The 15,119-nt window shown below is 68.7% G+C and carries 10 protein-coding genes; 5 read left to right on the top strand and 5 right to left on the bottom strand.

Annotated elements, in window-relative coordinates:
- Positions 1 to 14: 14 nt before the first annotated feature.
- From A5771_RS02740 to A5771_RS02730, 3 genes are all read left to right on the top strand, one after another.
- A complete protein-coding gene (locus A5771_RS02740) occupies positions 15 to 2,591 on the top strand; it encodes an ABC transporter ATP-binding protein/permease (protein ID WP_064853664.1) in 2,577 nt (858 codons plus the stop codon).
- Positions 2,588 to 4,318 (top strand): ABC transporter ATP-binding protein, encoded by a 1,731-nt coding sequence (locus A5771_RS02735; protein WP_064853706.1) that lies wholly within the window; start codon positions 2,588 to 2,590, stop codon positions 4,316 to 4,318. The genes A5771_RS02740 and A5771_RS02735 overlap by 4 nt, the downstream gene beginning before the upstream one ends.
- Before the next feature lie 74 nt (positions 4,319 to 4,392).
- Positions 4,393 to 5,001: a DUF3060 domain-containing protein gene (locus tag A5771_RS02730; RefSeq protein ID WP_064853663.1), complete on the top strand. Its 609-nt coding sequence runs from the start codon at positions 4,393 to 4,395 to the stop codon at positions 4,999 to 5,001.
- Here A5771_RS02730 and A5771_RS02725 read toward each other — a convergent pair.
- The gene (locus A5771_RS02725) at positions 4,998 to 6,545 is read right to left on the bottom strand and encodes a (2,3-dihydroxybenzoyl)adenylate synthase (RefSeq protein WP_109400999.1); all 1,548 of its coding nucleotides are present in this window, start codon (positions 6,543 to 6,545) and stop codon (positions 4,998 to 5,000) included. The two genes, A5771_RS02730 and A5771_RS02725, sit on opposite strands and share 4 nt — an antisense overlap.
- A 71-nt stretch (positions 6,546 to 6,616) precedes the next feature.
- On the opposite strand from A5771_RS02725, the gene A5771_RS02720 reads away from it, so the two are divergent.
- Positions 6,617 to 10,051 carry a non-ribosomal peptide synthetase gene (locus A5771_RS02720; protein WP_064853662.1) on the top strand — a complete coding sequence of 1,145 codons (3,435 nt, stop codon included), beginning with the start codon at positions 6,617 to 6,619 and terminating at the stop codon, positions 10,049 to 10,051.
- A gap of 684 nt (positions 10,052 to 10,735) precedes the next feature.
- Here A5771_RS02720 and A5771_RS22935 read toward each other — a convergent pair.
- The 3 genes from A5771_RS22935 to A5771_RS02710 form a co-directional block, all read right to left on the bottom strand.
- Positions 10,736 to 11,011 (bottom strand): DUF7161 family protein, encoded by a 276-nt coding sequence (locus tag A5771_RS22935; protein WP_428844378.1) that lies wholly within the window; start codon positions 11,009 to 11,011, stop codon positions 10,736 to 10,738.
- Positions 11,012 to 12,010: 999 nt separating this feature from the next.
- Entirely contained in the window at positions 12,011 to 12,142 is a 132-nt protein-coding gene (locus A5771_RS21580; protein WP_082947017.1) for a YlcI/YnfO family protein, read from the bottom strand.
- Positions 12,143 to 12,406: 264 nt separating this feature from the next.
- Entirely contained in the window at positions 12,407 to 13,657 is a 1,251-nt protein-coding gene (locus A5771_RS02710) for an HNH endonuclease signature motif containing protein (protein WP_064853660.1), read from the bottom strand.
- Between the two features lie 177 nt (positions 13,658 to 13,834).
- On the opposite strand from A5771_RS02710, the gene A5771_RS02705 reads away from it, so the two are divergent.
- Positions 13,835 to 14,518: a cutinase family protein gene (locus tag A5771_RS02705; RefSeq protein ID WP_082947016.1), complete on the top strand. Its 684-nt coding sequence runs from the start codon at positions 13,835 to 13,837 to the stop codon at positions 14,516 to 14,518.
- Positions 14,519 to 14,542: 24 nt separating this feature from the next.
- On the opposite strand, the gene A5771_RS02700 is transcribed toward A5771_RS02705, so the two are convergent.
- A complete protein-coding gene (locus A5771_RS02700; RefSeq protein WP_064853703.1) occupies positions 14,543 to 14,914 on the bottom strand; it encodes a nuclear transport factor 2 family protein in 372 nt (123 codons plus the stop codon).
- Positions 14,915 to 15,119 lie beyond the last annotated feature (205 nt).

The raw sequence follows: 15,119 nt of genomic DNA, 5'->3' as shown, positions 1-15,119 counted from the left end.
GCGAAAGGACCTTGATGGCGCGCGGTTTGCAGGGCGCGATACTGCGGGGCTTCGGCGCCCGGGACCACGTCGCGACGGTGCTCGAAACCAGCTGGATCGCTCCGCACTGCATCCGAGTGTGGATGCATTCACCGACCTTGTTCACCGACGCGACCGTCGAACCCACTGCCTGGCTGCGGTTCTGGTTCCCGGACCCGGACGGCTCGAGCACCGAGTTCCAGCGTGCCTACACCATCGCCGAGGGGGATGCGGCCACCGGACGCTTCGCGGTGGACATGGTGCTGCACGAACCGGCCGGGCCCGCGACCCTTTGGGCGCGCACCGTCGAACCCGGAGCGCGCATCGCGGCGATGTCGCTGATGGGCTCGTCGCGCTTCGAGGTGCCGGACGCCGACGCGCAGCCCGCCGGTTACCTGTTGCTGGGGGACTCGGCCTCCATTCCGGGCATCAACGGCATCATCGGAGCCGTCCCGTCCGATGTGCCGATCGAGCTGTACCTCGAACAGCGCGAGGACAACGACCTGCTGATCCCGCTGCAAGAGCATCCCCGCCTGCGGGTGCACTGGGTGCCGCGCCGGGATGCGAACTCCCTGGCCGCCGCCATCGAAGCCCGCGACTGGTCGGACTGGTATGCCTGGGCGACACCGGAAGCCGCGACGTTGAAGGCTTTGCGGGCGCGGCTGCGTGACGAGTTCGGCTTCCCAAAATCCGAGATTCACGCGCAGGCCTACTGGAATGCCGGCCGCGCCATGGGCACGCAACGCGAGCTTCCCTCGTTGACTCTGCCGCCACCAGAGGAAAGTGCGAGTGAGCCCCCTGCTGAGCGCAGAGTCAACGCCAAGGGGGAGTGGCGCGCGCAGGCCGCGGGCCGGCTGCTCGCCCCGCTGAAAGCGCCGCTGATCGTCTCCGGCGTGCTGCAGGCCGTGATCACGCTGCTGCAGCTGGCCCCGTTCGTCCTGCTGGTGGAGCTGGCCCGGCTGCTGGTTTCCGGTGCCGACGAGTCACGGCTGTGGACGGTCGGCATCGCGGCGGTCTCGCTGCTCGGCCTGGGGACGCTGCTGGGCGCGGGGCTGACGCTGTGGCTGCATGTGGTCGACGCCCGCTTCGCCAGCGGTTTACGCAACCGGCTTTTGGGCAAGATGGCCCGGCTGCCGCTGGGCTGGTTCACCGCCCGCGGATCCGGATCGATCAAACAACTCGTCGCCGACGACACCCTGTCCCTGCACTATCTGGTCACCCACGCCATCCCCGATGCCGTCGCTGCGGTCGTCGCGCCGGTGGCGGTGCTGGTCTACCTGTTCGCGGTGGATTGGCGGGTGGCGCTGGTGTTGTTCGTTCCGGTGCTGGTCTACCTGGTGCTGATGTCGGTGATGACGACCCAATCCGGGCCCAAGATCAGCCAGGCCGTGCGCTGGGCGGAACGGATGAACGGCGAAGCCGGCACCTACCTGGAGGGCCAGCCGGTGATCCGGGTGTTCGGCGGGGCGGCCGCGTCGACCTTCCGTCGCCGCCTCGACGACTACATCGACTTCCTGGTGTCCTGGCAGCGCCCGTTCGTCGGCAAGAAGACGCTGATGGACCTGGTCACCCGCCCGTCGACCTTCCTGTGGCTGATCGTGCTGACCGGCGTCCCACTGATCGTGGCCGGCCGGATGGACCCGGTGAGCCTGCTGCCGTTCCTGTTGCTGGGCAGCACCTTCGGTGCCCGGCTGCTGGGCATCGGGCTGGGCGTCGGCGGTATCCGCGGCGGCATGCTGGCGGCGCGGCGGCTGCAGATCGCCCTGGACGAGCCCGAACTGGTAGTGGGTGAGCCGGAATCGGCGCCGGCGCAGACGCAGCCCGGCACGGTGCGCTTCGGGTCCGTCAGCTTCGGCTACCGCCCGGGTGTGCCGGTGATCTCCGAGGTGTCGCTGACGCTGCGGCCGGGCACGGTGACCGCGCTGGTGGGGCCGTCGGGATCGGGCAAGTCCACCCTGGCTGCGCTGCTGGCCCGCTTCCACGATGTCGAGTCCGGCTCGATTCTGGTTGACGGGCAGGACATCCGGTCGTTGACCGCCGACGAGCTCTACCGCCGGGTCGGTTTCGTGCTGCAGGAGACCCAGCTGGTGCACGGCAGCGTGCGGGACAACATCGCGCTGGCGGTTCCGGATGCGACCGACGAGCAGGTGTGGGCCGCCGCCCGCGAAGCGCAGATCCACGAGCGCATCCTGCGATTGCCGGACGGCTATGACACCGTGCTGGGTGCCGCCGCCGCGCTCTCCGGCGGTGAGCGCCAACGGCTCACCATCGCCCGCGCCATCCTCGCCGACACTCCGGTGCTCATCCTCGACGAGGCCACCGCCTTCGCCGATCCCGAATCGGAATACCTGGTGCAGCAGGCCCTGAACCGGCTGACCAAGGATCGCACCGTGCTCGTCATCGCCCACCGGCTGCACACGATCACCGGCGCCGATCAGATCGTGGTGCTCGACCATGGCGCCGTCGCCGAACAGGGCACCCACGAGGAGTTGCTGGCCGCGGGCGGGCGCTACCTGCAGCTGTGGGAGACCGGGCGGCGGGCGGTAACCGCTGGAGCGGAGGCGGCACCGTGATCCGCACCCTGATCCAGCTGATCCCGCACGAGCGCCGCGGCCGGGTACTCGGCTACACCGCGCTGACGTTGTTGTCGGTGGCGGTGCGGGCGGTGGGCACTGTCCTGCTGGTGCCGCTGGTGGCCGCGCTGTTTTCCGAGACCCCGCGGCACGCACTGACCTGGCTGGGCTGGCTCACGGTGGCGACCGTGGCCGGTTGGCTCATTGACTTCGCCTGCGCGCGAATCGGATTCGCTCTCGGATTCGCCGTCCTCGACCACACCCAACACGACGTGGCCGACCGGCTGCCGACGATCCGGTTGGGCTGGTTCACCCCCGACAACACCGCCACCGCGCGGCAGGCGATCGCCGCCACCGGCCCCGAACTCGTCAGCCTGGTCGTCAACCTGCTGACCCCGCTGCTCAGCGCCATCCTGCTGCCACCGGCGATCGCGGTGGCGCTGCTCGGGGTGTCGTGGCAGCTGGGTGTCGCCGCCCTGGGCGGGGTGCCGCTGCTGCTAGGCGCGTTGTGGGCGGCCAACCGGCTCAGCGCCCGCGCCGACACCGCCGCCGGGGAGGCCAACACCGCGCTGACCGAACGCATCATCGAGTTCGCCCGCACCCAGCAGGCGCTGCGCGCGGCACGGCGGGTCGAACCCGAACGCAGCACCGTCGGTGCGGCCCTGGCCGCCCAACACGGCGCGGCAATGCGACTGCTGCGCATGCAGATTCCGGGTCAGCTGTTGTTCAGTCTGGCCAGCCAGGGGGCGCTGATCCTGCTTGCCGGCGCCACCACCGCGCTGACCGTGACCGGCACCTTGAGCGTTCCACAAGCCATCGCGCTGATCGTCGTGATCGCCCGCTATCTGGAACCCTTCACCGCCATCAGTGAGCTGGCGCCGGCCCTGGAATCGACGCGGGCCAGCCTGGAACGGATCCGGGCCGTGCTCACCGCACCGGCCCTGACGGTGGGAGACGGCGGGCTAACCGACACGGCGCCGCGCATCGAGTTCGACAATGTCACCTTCGGCTACGACGCCGGCGCCCCGGTGCTCGACCGGGTCAGTTTTGTGTTGGAGCCGGGCACCACGACCGCGATCGTCGGACCGTCTGGTTCGGGTAAGAGCACGGTTCTGGCCCTTATCGCCGGCCTGCACGAACCGACCGGCGGCCGGGTCCTGCTCGACGGGGCCGACGCCGCCGGGCTGACTGCCGCGGCGCGGCGCGCGGCGAGCAGCATGGTGTTCCAGCATCCCTACCTGTTGGACGGCACGATCCGCGACAACGTCCTGGTCGGTGATCCCGGCGCGGATCCGCAAGCATTCGGCCGGGCGGTCGAACTCGCCCGGGTCGATGAGCTGACCGGCCGGCTGCCCGACGGCGCCGATACCGCGGTGGGGGAGGCCGGGAGTGCGCTGTCCGGCGGTGAGCGCCAACGGGTCAGCATCGCCCGCGCGCTGCTCAAACCGGCGCCGGTGCTGTTGGTCGACGAGGCGACCAGCGCGCTGGACACCGAGAACGAGGCGGCGATCGTCGACGCGTTGAGCGCCGAGCTGCGGCCCCGCACCCGGGTTATCGTCGCGCACCGGCTGGCCAGTATCGCCCAGGCCGATCGGGTACTGTTCCTCGACGACGGCCAGATCGTCGAAGACGGCACCATTGAGGAATTGCGTTCCGCCGGTGGGCGTTTCGACGAGTTCTGGCGGCAGCAGAACGACGCCGCCGGTTGGCAGATCCACACCGGGTAGCGGCGGTCGCAAGCGCGCCGGAGCCGGGCGCAACGGCCCACCGCCATCGCGTCGGTTGTGCGATCATCGCAGGTGTGAACGCCGACGACGACCCGGAAGCCCGGATTCGGGATCTGGAGCGCCCGCTGTCGGACTTCGCCAGGGCCGCGGAACTGACCGTGCCGTCCGCCGGCACCGAGGGGCAGGTGCTGCCGGCGCTTCGCGTCCGACGAAGAATCGCCGTTGCGGTCAGTGCGATGGCGGCGGTGTTCGCCGTCGGTGCCGCCGCTGCCGTGTTCCTGATCGCCGGCAGCTCGACGAACACCACGCCGGGGCACCCGGCCATGCCCAGCGGCGCGGCACCGGAGCCGCCGGCCGCGCCGGTCGAGGCCCCAGAGCCGCCCGTCGCGGCGCCCCCGGCCGTCCCGGTGCCCGACAGCGCCGCCACCATCATCATTTCCGGGGCCGGGGAGAACAAGACACTGGCCTGCGTCGGCCGCAAGGTCTCCGTAAGCGGTGTCAGCAACACGGTGGTGCTCACCGGGCCATGCGGCGACCTGACGGTGTCGGGAATCGGCAACGTCATCACTGTCGATTCGACGCCCAAGGTCACGGCATCCGGCCTCAACAACCGGGTGACCTACCGCTCCGGGAATCCGGAGGTACAAACCTCCGGGTTCGACAACGTCGTCGAACGAGGTTAAGCCGGGTGCCCCACCTGCCGCACGATCGCCTTCTTGTCGATCTTGCCGACCGCGGTCGTGGGCAGTGCCGGTAGCGGCGCAAGCTGATCGACCCGGACATGGGTGGCCGCGCCTTGGGCTTCGAGATGGCTGTTCAGCTCTGCAAGCGTCAGCGGAGGAGCATTGAAAACGACTGCAGCGCAGACCCTTTCGCCCAGGTATTGGTCCGGCAGGCCGACCGCGGCAGCCGATCGGATCGCCGGATGGCTCAGCAGATGCGCCTCCAGCTCGTCGGCCGCGATGTTCTCGCCGCCGCGGACGATGACGTCTTTGATCCGCCCGGTCACCTCCAGGTAGCCGTTGGGCAGGCGGCGGACTCGGTCGCCGCTGCGGTAGAAGCCGTCGGGGCTGAAGGATCGTTCATTCGCCTCGATTGCGTTGTAGTAGCCGTTGATCGTGTACGGCCCGCGCACCATCAGCTCACCCTCGGACGCCTCGGCGCCGTCCTCGTCCACCACCCGCACCTCGTCGTCGGCGCACAGTGGCCGACCCTGGGTGGTGTCCAGCACCTCCGCGGAATCGCCGGGCCGGGTGTAGCAGAGCAGGCCCTCGGCCATGCCGAACACCTGCTGCAGGCCCGGGGTCACTACCTCCCGAATCCGGCGGGCGTCGGCTGCGGCCAGCTTGGCGCCGCCCACCTGCAGCAATCGCAGCGTCGTCGGCTTCTGCGGTTCCCAATCGCAGGCCTGCGCCCACAGCGTGGCCAGTGCCGGCACCAGCGCGGTGACGGTCACCCGGTGGCGGGCGATGGTGGCGAATGCCGCCTCGGGACTGGGATCGGTGCCGAAGACGGTGGTCGCACCCATCGACATGGCGCCCAACAAGCCCGGGCAGGCCAGCGGAAAGTTGTGGGCGGCCGGCAACGCCACCAGGTAGACGTCCTCGGTGGTCAGCTCGCACAGCTGGGCGCTGGCGGTGGCGTTGTAGACGTAGTCGTTGTGGGTGCGGGGGATCAGCTTGGGCAGGCCGGTGGTGCCGCCGGAGACCAGCAGCACCGCCGGGGTGGCCGGATCGGGGCTGCAACGTGGTGCGGGCGGGCCGGCGGCCGTGTCGTCGATGGTGATGCGCCGCAGCCCCAGGTCGGCGGCCATCGCCGGGTAGTCGAAACCCGCAGTGGCATCAGGGATCACGATCCCGACCGCATCGCTCACCGCGGCCAGATGCCCGATCTCGGCGGCACGGTGACCGGGCAGGCACAGCACCGGGATGGCGCCCACCCGCAGCAGCCCGAACAGCGCGACTGCGAAGGCAGCGCTGTTGGGCAACTGCAGCAGCACTCGATCCCCGGGCTTGATATCCAGCGCGTGCAGGCCCGCCGCTGCCTTCTCGGCCGCCGCGTCCAACTGCGCATACGTGAGCGTCGTGGTGGCATCGATGACCGCCACGCGGTCCGGCCAGCTTTCGGCGGCGTCGTCAAGCAGCGATGCCAGCGGCCGGCCACTCCAGTAGCCGGCCGCGCGGTAGGCGGCGGCCCGCTCGGCCGGAAACGGTACGAACCCGTGCATGAGACTCCCTAGCTTTGCGGTGACCGAACCTAGATAGAGTAGCTTCGACGAAATTAGGGCAGCCTTCACTAATGAAAGGTGGCGGGGTGGGGCCGGACGACATTCGCGCGCAGGTCGCTGAGCTGCTCGGCGTCCCGGCCGGTGCCCTCGACAGCGATGCTGATCTGGTCGGACAGGGCCTGGATTCCATCCGGATGATGAGCCTGGCCGGGCAGTGGCGGCGCCGCGGCCTGGACGTCGACTTCGCCACGCTCGCTGCCGAACCGACCGTCGCCGCCTGGGCGGCACTGGTCTCGGGGGCGTCATCGGCAGCGCAGCCGACCCCGGGCCCCGAACCCGGCGACGAGACTGCACCGTTCCCGCTGGCTCCGATGCAGCACGCCATGTGGGTGGGACGCGACGACGACGTCGCGCTCGGCGGGGTGGCCGGCCACCTCTACGTCGAGTTCGACGGCCCGGGGCTCGATCCCGAGCTGTTGTCTGCCGCTGCCGACGCGCTGGCGGCCCGACACCCGATGCTGCGCGTTGAGTTCCTGCCCGACGGCACCCAGCAGATCCGGCCCGACGCCGGCCTGCCGGTCGCGGTGCAGGATCTGCGCGGTAGGGGCGCCGACGACGTTTCCGCGGGTCTTGCCGCTACCCGGGAGGCGAAATCCCACCAGCAACTCGAGGGGGCGGTCTTCGAGCTCACCGTGTCACTGCTGCCGGATGGCACCGCTCGGCTGCACGTCGACTTGGACATGCAAGCCGCCGACGCGATGAGCTACCGCACCCTGATGGCCGACCTGGCCGCCGCCTACCGAGGTGCGACGCTGCCGCAACTGGACTACACCTACCGGCAGTACCGCCACGCGGTGGCCGACCGGGCGCCCGACGAGAACCACCGGCAGTGGTGGACGCAGCGCATCCCCGACCTGCCCGACCCGCCCAAGCTGCCGCCGCCGGCCGGTGCTCCCGCCGACCCGCGCCGCAGCACCCGGCGCTGGCACTGGCTGGACCCGGCCACCCGCGACGCACTGTTCGGGCACGCCCGCACCCGCGGCGTCACCCCGGCCATGACACTGGCCGCATCGTTCTCGCACACCCTGGCCTGCTGGTCAGACGGACCGCGATTCCTGCTGAATGTGCCGTTGTTCGGCCGGGATCCGCTGCACGACGACGTCGATCGGCTGGTCGGTGACTTCACCTCGTCGCTGCTGCTGGATGTGGATCTGGGCTCGGCCGCCACCGGTGCCCAACGGGCCCACGCCGTGCAGGACGCCATGCGGACCGCCGCCGCGCACGCCGACTACCCGGGGCTGGCGGTGCTGCGGGATCTGGGCCGCCACCGCGGCACGCAGGTGCTGGCCCCGGTGGTGTTCACCAGTGCGCTCGGGCTCGGCGAGTTGTTCGCCCCGGAGGTCACCCAGACGTTCGGCACCCCGGTGTGGATCATCTCCCAAGGCCCGCAGGTGCTGCTGGACGCTCAGGTCACCGAGTTCGACGGCGGTGTGCTGGTGAATTGGGATGTGCGCGACGAGATGTTCCCGCCCGGCGTGATCGACGCCATGTTCGCCCACCACATCGCCGACCTGACCCGGCTGGCCGCCGGCGACGGCTGGGACGAACCGGCGCCGGCTGCCCTGCCGGCTGCGCAGGCGCGGGTGCGTGCTGTCGTCAATGCCGGCATGTCCGAACCGAGCCGGGAAGCCTTGCAGGACGGGTTTTTTCGGCGTGCCTCATTGGCGCCCGATGCGCCCGCCGTGCTGCATGGTTCGGGCGGGCTGAGCTACGGCGCGCTGCGTGACCAGGCCCTGGCGGTGACCTACACGTTGCGTGAGCGCGGCGTGCGGCCCGGCGACACCGTGGCACTGTTGGGGCCCAAGGGCACCGAGCAGATCCCGGCGCTGCTGGGCATTCTTGCCGCCGGGGCGGTGTATCTGCCGATTGCTGCCGACCAGCCCCGTGAGCGGGTGGACCGCATACTGGATCTCGGTGGTGCCTCGGTCGCGGTGGTAACCGGGGAATCGATTCCGGCGCTGCCGATTCCGGCTGTGAGCGTCCGGGAGGCCATCGCGCAGTCCGGTGCGGCCGACCCGGTGACGACCGATCCGGGTGCCTTGGCGTACGTGGTGTTCACCTCGGGGTCCACCGGCGAACCCAAGGGTGTGGAGCTCACCCACGACGCGGCGATGAACACCGTCGAAACCCTCAGCGCACGTTTCGGATTCGGGCCGGACGATCGCAGCCTGGCACTGCTCACCTTGGACGCCGACATGTCGGTGCTCGACGTCTTCGCCATGCTGCGCGCCGGGGGAGCGATCGTGATGGTCGACGAGGCCGATCGCCGCAGCCCCGAGATATGGGCGCGGCTGGTGCGACAGCACGGGGTCAGCGTGCTCAACTTGATGCCCGGCGCGCTGGAGATGCTGGTTTCGGTCGGGGGTGAACTGCCCTCGGTGCGTGCGGTATTGACCGGCGGCGACTGGGTGAGCCCCGAGCTGGCGCGCCGCTTTGCCGCCCTGGCGCCCGGAGTGCGGTTCGCCGGGCTGGGCGGGGCCACCGAAACGGCCATCCACGCCACCATCTGCGAGGTCGACGGCGAACCGCCGGCCGACTGGGCGTCGGTGCCCTACGGCACGCCGCTGCCCAACATCGCCTGCCGCGTCGTCGGCGCCGACGGGACCGACCGCCCGGACTGGGTGGCCGGTGAGCTGTGGGTGGCTGGGCGCGGTATCGCATCCGGGTATCGGGGGCGGCCCGACCTGACCGCCGAGAAGTTCGTCGAGCATGACGGCCGAACCTGGTATCGCACCGGCGATCTGGCCCGCTACCGTCCTGGCGGCATCCTGGAATTCGTCGGCCGCGCCGATCACCGGGTCAAGATCAGCGGGTATCGCATCGAACTCGGCGAGGTCGAAGCCGCGCTGCGCCGGCTGCCCGGGGTGGCCGAGGCGGTGGCGGTGGCGCTGTCGGAGGCCGGGCGTGAGGTGCTGGCCGCCGCGGTGCGGGCCGACGATCCGGCGCTGACCGTGACGGGGCTACGTTCCGGGCTGGCCGAAGCGCTGCCCGAGCACATGATTCCGCGGCAACTGGTGCTGGTTCCGGCGATTCCCTATACCGTCTCCGGCAAGATCGACCGGCGCGCGGTGACTGCCGAGCTGGCCGCGGGTGTCGCGGCCTCCGACGGCTACCGCGAGCCGGCTACGCCGTTGCAGCGGGCGTTGGCGGCGATCATTGCCGAGGTGCTCGGCGCGGATCGGGTGGGCGCCGACGACGACTTCTTCGCTCTCGGTGGGGATTCGGTGCTAGCCACCGCAGCGGTGGCACGTATCCGCGCTTGGCTGGATGCACCCGGCGCGGTGGTCGCCGATATCTTCGCCACCCGCACCGTGGCCGGGCTGGCTTCTCGGCTGGCCGCCGCGGAGGCCGATCCGGGCCGCCTGGATGCCGTCGCCGAGGTGTACCTGGAAGTGGCGCAACTGGATTCGGCAGCGGTGGCCGAGGCGCTGGCTGAAGTCGACTGATATTTCGTTGGCTCTTGGTCAATTCCTCGCATCGCGTGGTGTTAGGTCGTCAAGTTCACTGCTTAGATTGGCACGTGCCCGTGTTTCCCAGTTGTCGCGGGCATGCGGTGTTTGGTATATGGCGGGTCCCCTAAGCAGTGCGCGCAAGATTTTGGCCCGGCCAGCCCGGAAGGCAGTCGTCCGAGACGTGGGTGTACTCGGCGCGAACCGCGGCGACGTAGGCCGAGTATCGGTGGGGTGGTGCGGCGAGGATCGCCAGGTCGGCATCGGAGAGGGTTTCACCATTGCGGTCACCGGTTGCCGGGTCGTGAGACGCGGTTAGCCGGATCAACCGACAAACCTCCCGGACGAGAACAGGCGTTAGTCCGAGGGCATTGAGGTCGGCTTCGGCCCGACGCGCGCTGTTTTCCTCGTCGTCGGGTAGACCGCGGTAGACGACGTCGTGATACCAAGCGGCAAGTCGTACCGCGTCCGGGTCGACAGCATGTCCCGCTAGTTTGTCTACGCGAAGCAGTACCTCGCGAAGGTGGGCAGTGGTGTGATATCTCCCGTGCGGCTCACTCCACGAAGCCAACAGCTCCTGGCCAATGTCCGCAATTTCCGCTGCGCTGCAATGCGTTCGGATGAGCGCTCGCCATACCGAGAGCAGGTCCCTCAATTCCGCAACTCCTGACCCCGGCGGAATCAATCTTCGCTACAGAGAGCCAGCTGGTCGAACGCAACAAATGCGATCCGTGTGGGATCGCCCACAGGGTGGACTTGGAGGCTGAGGGTGACGTTAGGGGTGTCATCAACTGCAATGACATCCGTGATGCCTGCCGGCAGATCGGCATTTATCCCAGCGTCATCTGTGGGGTAGGCCGCCATCACGCGCAGTCTCCTGCCCCGCAGTCCGGTTGTGTCGTAGGGAAACGGCCGGAATTCGGGCTTTTGGCCTGGAACATGCTCTGCTCGGCTCATTCGTTCATGGTTCCTTATCCCGCGATGGCGGTGAGAAATGCGTGGTGGACGGCATCACTGAGGGCGATGATGTTGTCACGGAGTCTTTCGAGAGACCTCGACTCGATGAATAGGTCGTGCAGGATCAGGAGGCCGCGCCCCTTGTCGTAGTTGGCGACGTAGGTGCTGTGCTGTGCCCAAACCTGGAGTCCAGCGGTGTTGAAGTACCCGCTGCTGCGTAGCGCGATAGTGCCTGGGACGGGGGGAAGGGCGACGTCCTGCGTGTTGATCCCAGTAGCGCGGAGATCACGCAGGGTGCGGTCGGCCTCATCCCGAATGACATCGAAAGGAAGCACACCTGTGAAGCCAAGGATGCTGATGGTTTCGCAGCCGAGCCCCCGCGGCCGTCTGGCGGTAGGACCGCGATCCGTGAGGGCTGTGCGGCCGGTTCTTCCAGGTGCGCGAGATGCCAGCCGGCCGGTAAACCCAAGATAGCCAACCACTCCGGCAAACCCTCGGGATCAACTGGGGCGAGGTCATTCACATGGCCGGCCGCCACCTCGACTAGCGATGACACCGCCGCTAACCGCCCCCATTCGCCAGAAGGGTCTTGTGTTGTCGTGGTCATGGACTGAATGGGTGTACGAGCTTAGGCAGCTGGGACAAGATCCACACTCCGACTGCTCCAGCGCCAGCGAGTACGCCTCCCTTTGCTGGTGAAGGATCCTGTAACCAAGATGGGAGCGGGCGGCCGCGCCGGCCAGATCCGCGCACGCGCCAGCACGTGCGGTGCTCACCGCGGTTGCGTTGGTCTGCCATGTAAGGGCGGCCACTGCCGGCGCGGCAGCAGACGCGGAAAGCCCGCCGGCGATGGTGTCGCAACGCGCGCCCACCTGGCGCAGGCCGGCAGCAACTAGCTTTATGCGGTGGCCGGTCGTGTCGGCGGGTATGGGCTGAATATAACGCTTCATTCTCGGCGAGGATTACCGAGCAGGTCGGCGGCCAGCGGGCGGTGACCGATCACGAACCACGCAGTTCGTGCTCCACTGCCTGGCGCACCCACACCGATAAGGTGCGGTCATCAGCTTGGGCGGCCTTGCGGACACGTTCCAGCAGCTCGGGCGGAAGGTGCACCGATATGGGAACGGGCATCGTGCGGCGTCGTCGGACGGGCGTCCCTTGCGGCACTTGGTTTTCGGGTCGTGCATAGAACGCGTAGCCCTGGCCGGGGGTGAATCACCCATGGCATAAGCGTCGTCGCGCCCACGTCCTCCGGCTATGCGTTGCGCACTCCGACGGTTTGGCTTTCGGCCGTGATTCTGACGCTCGGTGACGGAAAGCGATGCAACGACCTGGTTATTCTCCAGCGTATTTGAGGATCGACGAGGCGGTGCGCTGGCTGGCCGGGGGGCGAACCTAGTTGGTGTTCGGTGGTGGTTGGGGTTGGAAGGGTTGGTACCACCACCATTGGGCGCGTTCGCCGGTGGGTCCGGGGCAGGGTGGGACGGCTGGTGGGGGTCGCTTGGGTGGTCGGGCTAGCGATGCCGACTCCAGTGGTCGGTTGGTGTTGTCGGTGATGGTGAGGTTGGCGGCATCGCCGGTGATGGTGATGATGCCGCGGTGGTGCAGGCGATGGTGATAGGGGCAGATCAGTACCAGGTTGGCCAGCTCGGTGGGGCCGCCGTCTTCCCAATGCTGAATATGGTGCGCATGCAGGCCGCGGGTGGCGCCACAGCCGGGAACCGCACAGCAGGAGTCGCGGTGCTCCAGGGCCCGGCGAAGCCGGCGGCTGATCGTGCGGGTCGATCGACCACAACCGATCACTTCGCCATCGCGTTGGAACCACACTTCGCAGGTGGCATCGCAGGCCAGGTACTGCCGTTCGGCGTCGGACAGCAGCGGGCCTAGGTGTAAGGCACCGACCTGCTGCTCGACGTCGACATGCATCACCACGGTGGTGTGGTGGCCGTGGGGGCGGCGGGCGGCCTCGGTGTCCCAGCCGGTTTCGATCAAGCGCATGAACGCATCGGCGGTGCTCGGCAACGGCGGCCGCTGCTCTGAGGCACCGCCGCCATCCTCGTGATCGCGCTTCCATTCAGCCATCAGCGCATCGAGATGGGACTGCAGGGCGGCGTCGAACTTTGCCGCATCGAGGGGGTTGAGTTTGATGCGCCAGCAGCTGCCGTGTTCGTCGCTGGTCTTGGTGATCGAGCGTTCCGGTTCGGCTCGCGGGTCGGGGTCGGGGCGTGGTTCGAGCTTGACTGCGGTGCGCAGTTGGGTGACGGTGGCGACCCCGACCAGTTGCGCGTAGTGCTCGTCGGATCCGTCGGCGGCGCGCTGCGCGATCACGCCGACTTGATCGAGGGAGAAGCGGCCTTCGCGCATGCCTTCAGCGCAGCGGGGGAATTCGTCGAGCCGGTGGGCGATCGTGGCGATGGTGTGGGCGTTGCTCGGCGACACCCCCGTTCGCCAGGCCACTAGGGCCGGGATTGAGCGGACGCCCGTGGCGCCCCACAGCTTGTCGCGGTCGATCTCGGCGACGATCTCCACGATGCGCCCATCAATGGCGTTGCGTTGACCGGTCAGCTCGGATAACTCCTCGAACAGCACGTCCAGACGCTGGGCAGGACCCCTCCGAGGGGTGCCGGACAGTGCGGTCGTTGACATGAGTTCATCATCGCAGCGGGGTCCGACAACTTCGGGCCATCGGGTCCTTGATGGATGGCCGACCCCACTTCAGGCGGCACATCCGCGTCTCGATGCCCGGAAAGTGTCTGAAAACCCCAGCTAGATGTCGCGATCAGGGGTGGTGGACCGCCGTCGCGGTGTGCCAGCATCGATGACATGACAACGGGCCGATCGATCGTATTGCTCGGTGTTCCGGTGCTGACCGCCGTGGCGACGCTGGCCGGTGCTCCAGCTCCCTCGGCGTCCGCTGCCGCCTGTCCCGACGTCGAGGTGACCTTCGCCCGTGGCACCGGCGAGCCACCCGGCCTCGGCGGAGTCGGCCAGAGATTCGTCGATGCACTGCGCCCCCAGGCCGGAGGGCGGTCCGTCGGGGTATACGCGGTCAATTACCCCGCCACCGACGATTGGCCGCCGTCGGCGTCCGCCGGCGCCGGCGATGCGAACGCTCACGTTCAATCCATGGTCGCGAACTGCCCCGACACCAAGCTGGTGCTCGGCGGATACTCCCAAGGCGCGATGGTCATCGACCTGATCACCATCGCGCGGGCATCGGTGGCGGGCTTCAACGCTGCCACCCTGTCGGAGGACGAGGCGCAACATGTGGCTGCGGTCGCTGTCTTCGGGAACCCGACCGACAGGTACCTGGGGGGACCGATCAGCGAGATCAGCCCGTGGTACGGCGCCAAGGCCATTGATCTGTGTGCGGACGGCGATCCGATTTGTACACCGGGCGCCCTGGCGCTGCCTTCACCGGAGGAGATGGTCTCCGCGCCGCACCTGTCCTACGCGCAGTCGCCGATGCCCGGTCAGGCCGCGACCTTCGTGGCGAGCCACCTCTGACGCAGGACGTATACCCAACCCGCTTTACCCGACGACCTCTGAAGCCCAGTACTCGCGCAGGCTGGCGATCCGCTCCCCGGCGAACTCCAGGATCGCGACCTCGCGCATCCGCTTGCGGTGGCCCTGCACCCGGTCGTCGAAGGTAGCCTCCCACTCGGCGATCACCGTGGTGCCGTCGGTGGCGGTGTAGAGGTTGAGCAATCGGGCGTCGATATTGGCCTGTCCCTCAACCACCTTGCTCTGCCAGTAGTCGCGGATCCCGGCCCGGGTGCGGATCGGTTCGCCCAGCACCCGCTCGTGATACGTCGCGTCGTCGGTGAAGATCGTGACGATCAGGTCCGGGTCCTGCTGCATCCAGGCCCGAAGGTAGGTATCGATCGTGGCGCGGACGTCCATCAGGGGAGTGTGGCCCATGGCGCGGCGCCGCCTTCGCCGAACGTGTATTCAGTGCGAAAAAACCGCGCTCAGTGCACGTTCGGCGCGGCAGAGGGGCCAGGGCCAGCCAAGAGCCCGCCCGGATTTCCGGCGCGCCCGCCAGAGGGGTAATCTAACCCGGGAAATTAGGGCAGCCTTTACTAACAGACTGACTTGCATGCGAGGG

It is taken from the genome of Mycolicibacter sinensis (assembly GCF_001667375.1).
Classification (GTDB): Bacteria; Actinomycetota; Actinomycetes; order Mycobacteriales; family Mycobacteriaceae; genus Mycobacterium; species Mycobacterium sinense_A.
This window is presented reverse-complemented; position numbering and strand designations above follow the sequence as displayed.

Excerpts from the sequence above, each read along its gene's own strand:
- A5771_RS02700 (WP_064853703.1), bottom strand. The coding sequence starts at position 14,914 with ATGGACGTCCGCGCCACGATCGATACCTACCTTCGGGCCTGGATGCAG.
- A5771_RS21580 (WP_082947017.1), bottom strand. The coding sequence starts at position 12,142 with ATGCCCGTTCCCATATCGGTGCACCTTCCGCCCGAGCTGCTGGAACGT.
- A5771_RS02740 (WP_064853664.1), top strand. The coding sequence starts at position 15 with ATGGCGCGCGGTTTGCAGGGCGCGATACTGCGGGGCTTCGGCGCCCGG.
- A5771_RS02705 (WP_082947016.1), top strand. The coding sequence starts at position 13,835 with ATGACAACGGGCCGATCGATCGTATTGCTCGGTGTTCCGGTGCTGACC.
- A5771_RS22935 (WP_428844378.1), bottom strand. The coding sequence starts at position 11,011 with ATGAGCCGAGCAGAGCATGTTCCAGGCCAAAAGCCCGAATTCCGGCCG.
- A5771_RS02725 (WP_109400999.1), bottom strand. The coding sequence starts at position 6,545 with ATGCACGGGTTCGTACCGTTTCCGGCCGAGCGGGCCGCCGCCTACCGC.
- A5771_RS02720 (WP_064853662.1), top strand. The coding sequence starts at position 6,617 with ATGAAAGGTGGCGGGGTGGGGCCGGACGACATTCGCGCGCAGGTCGCT.
- A5771_RS02710 (WP_064853660.1), bottom strand. The coding sequence starts at position 13,657 with ATGTCAACGACCGCACTGTCCGGCACCCCTCGGAGGGGTCCTGCCCAG.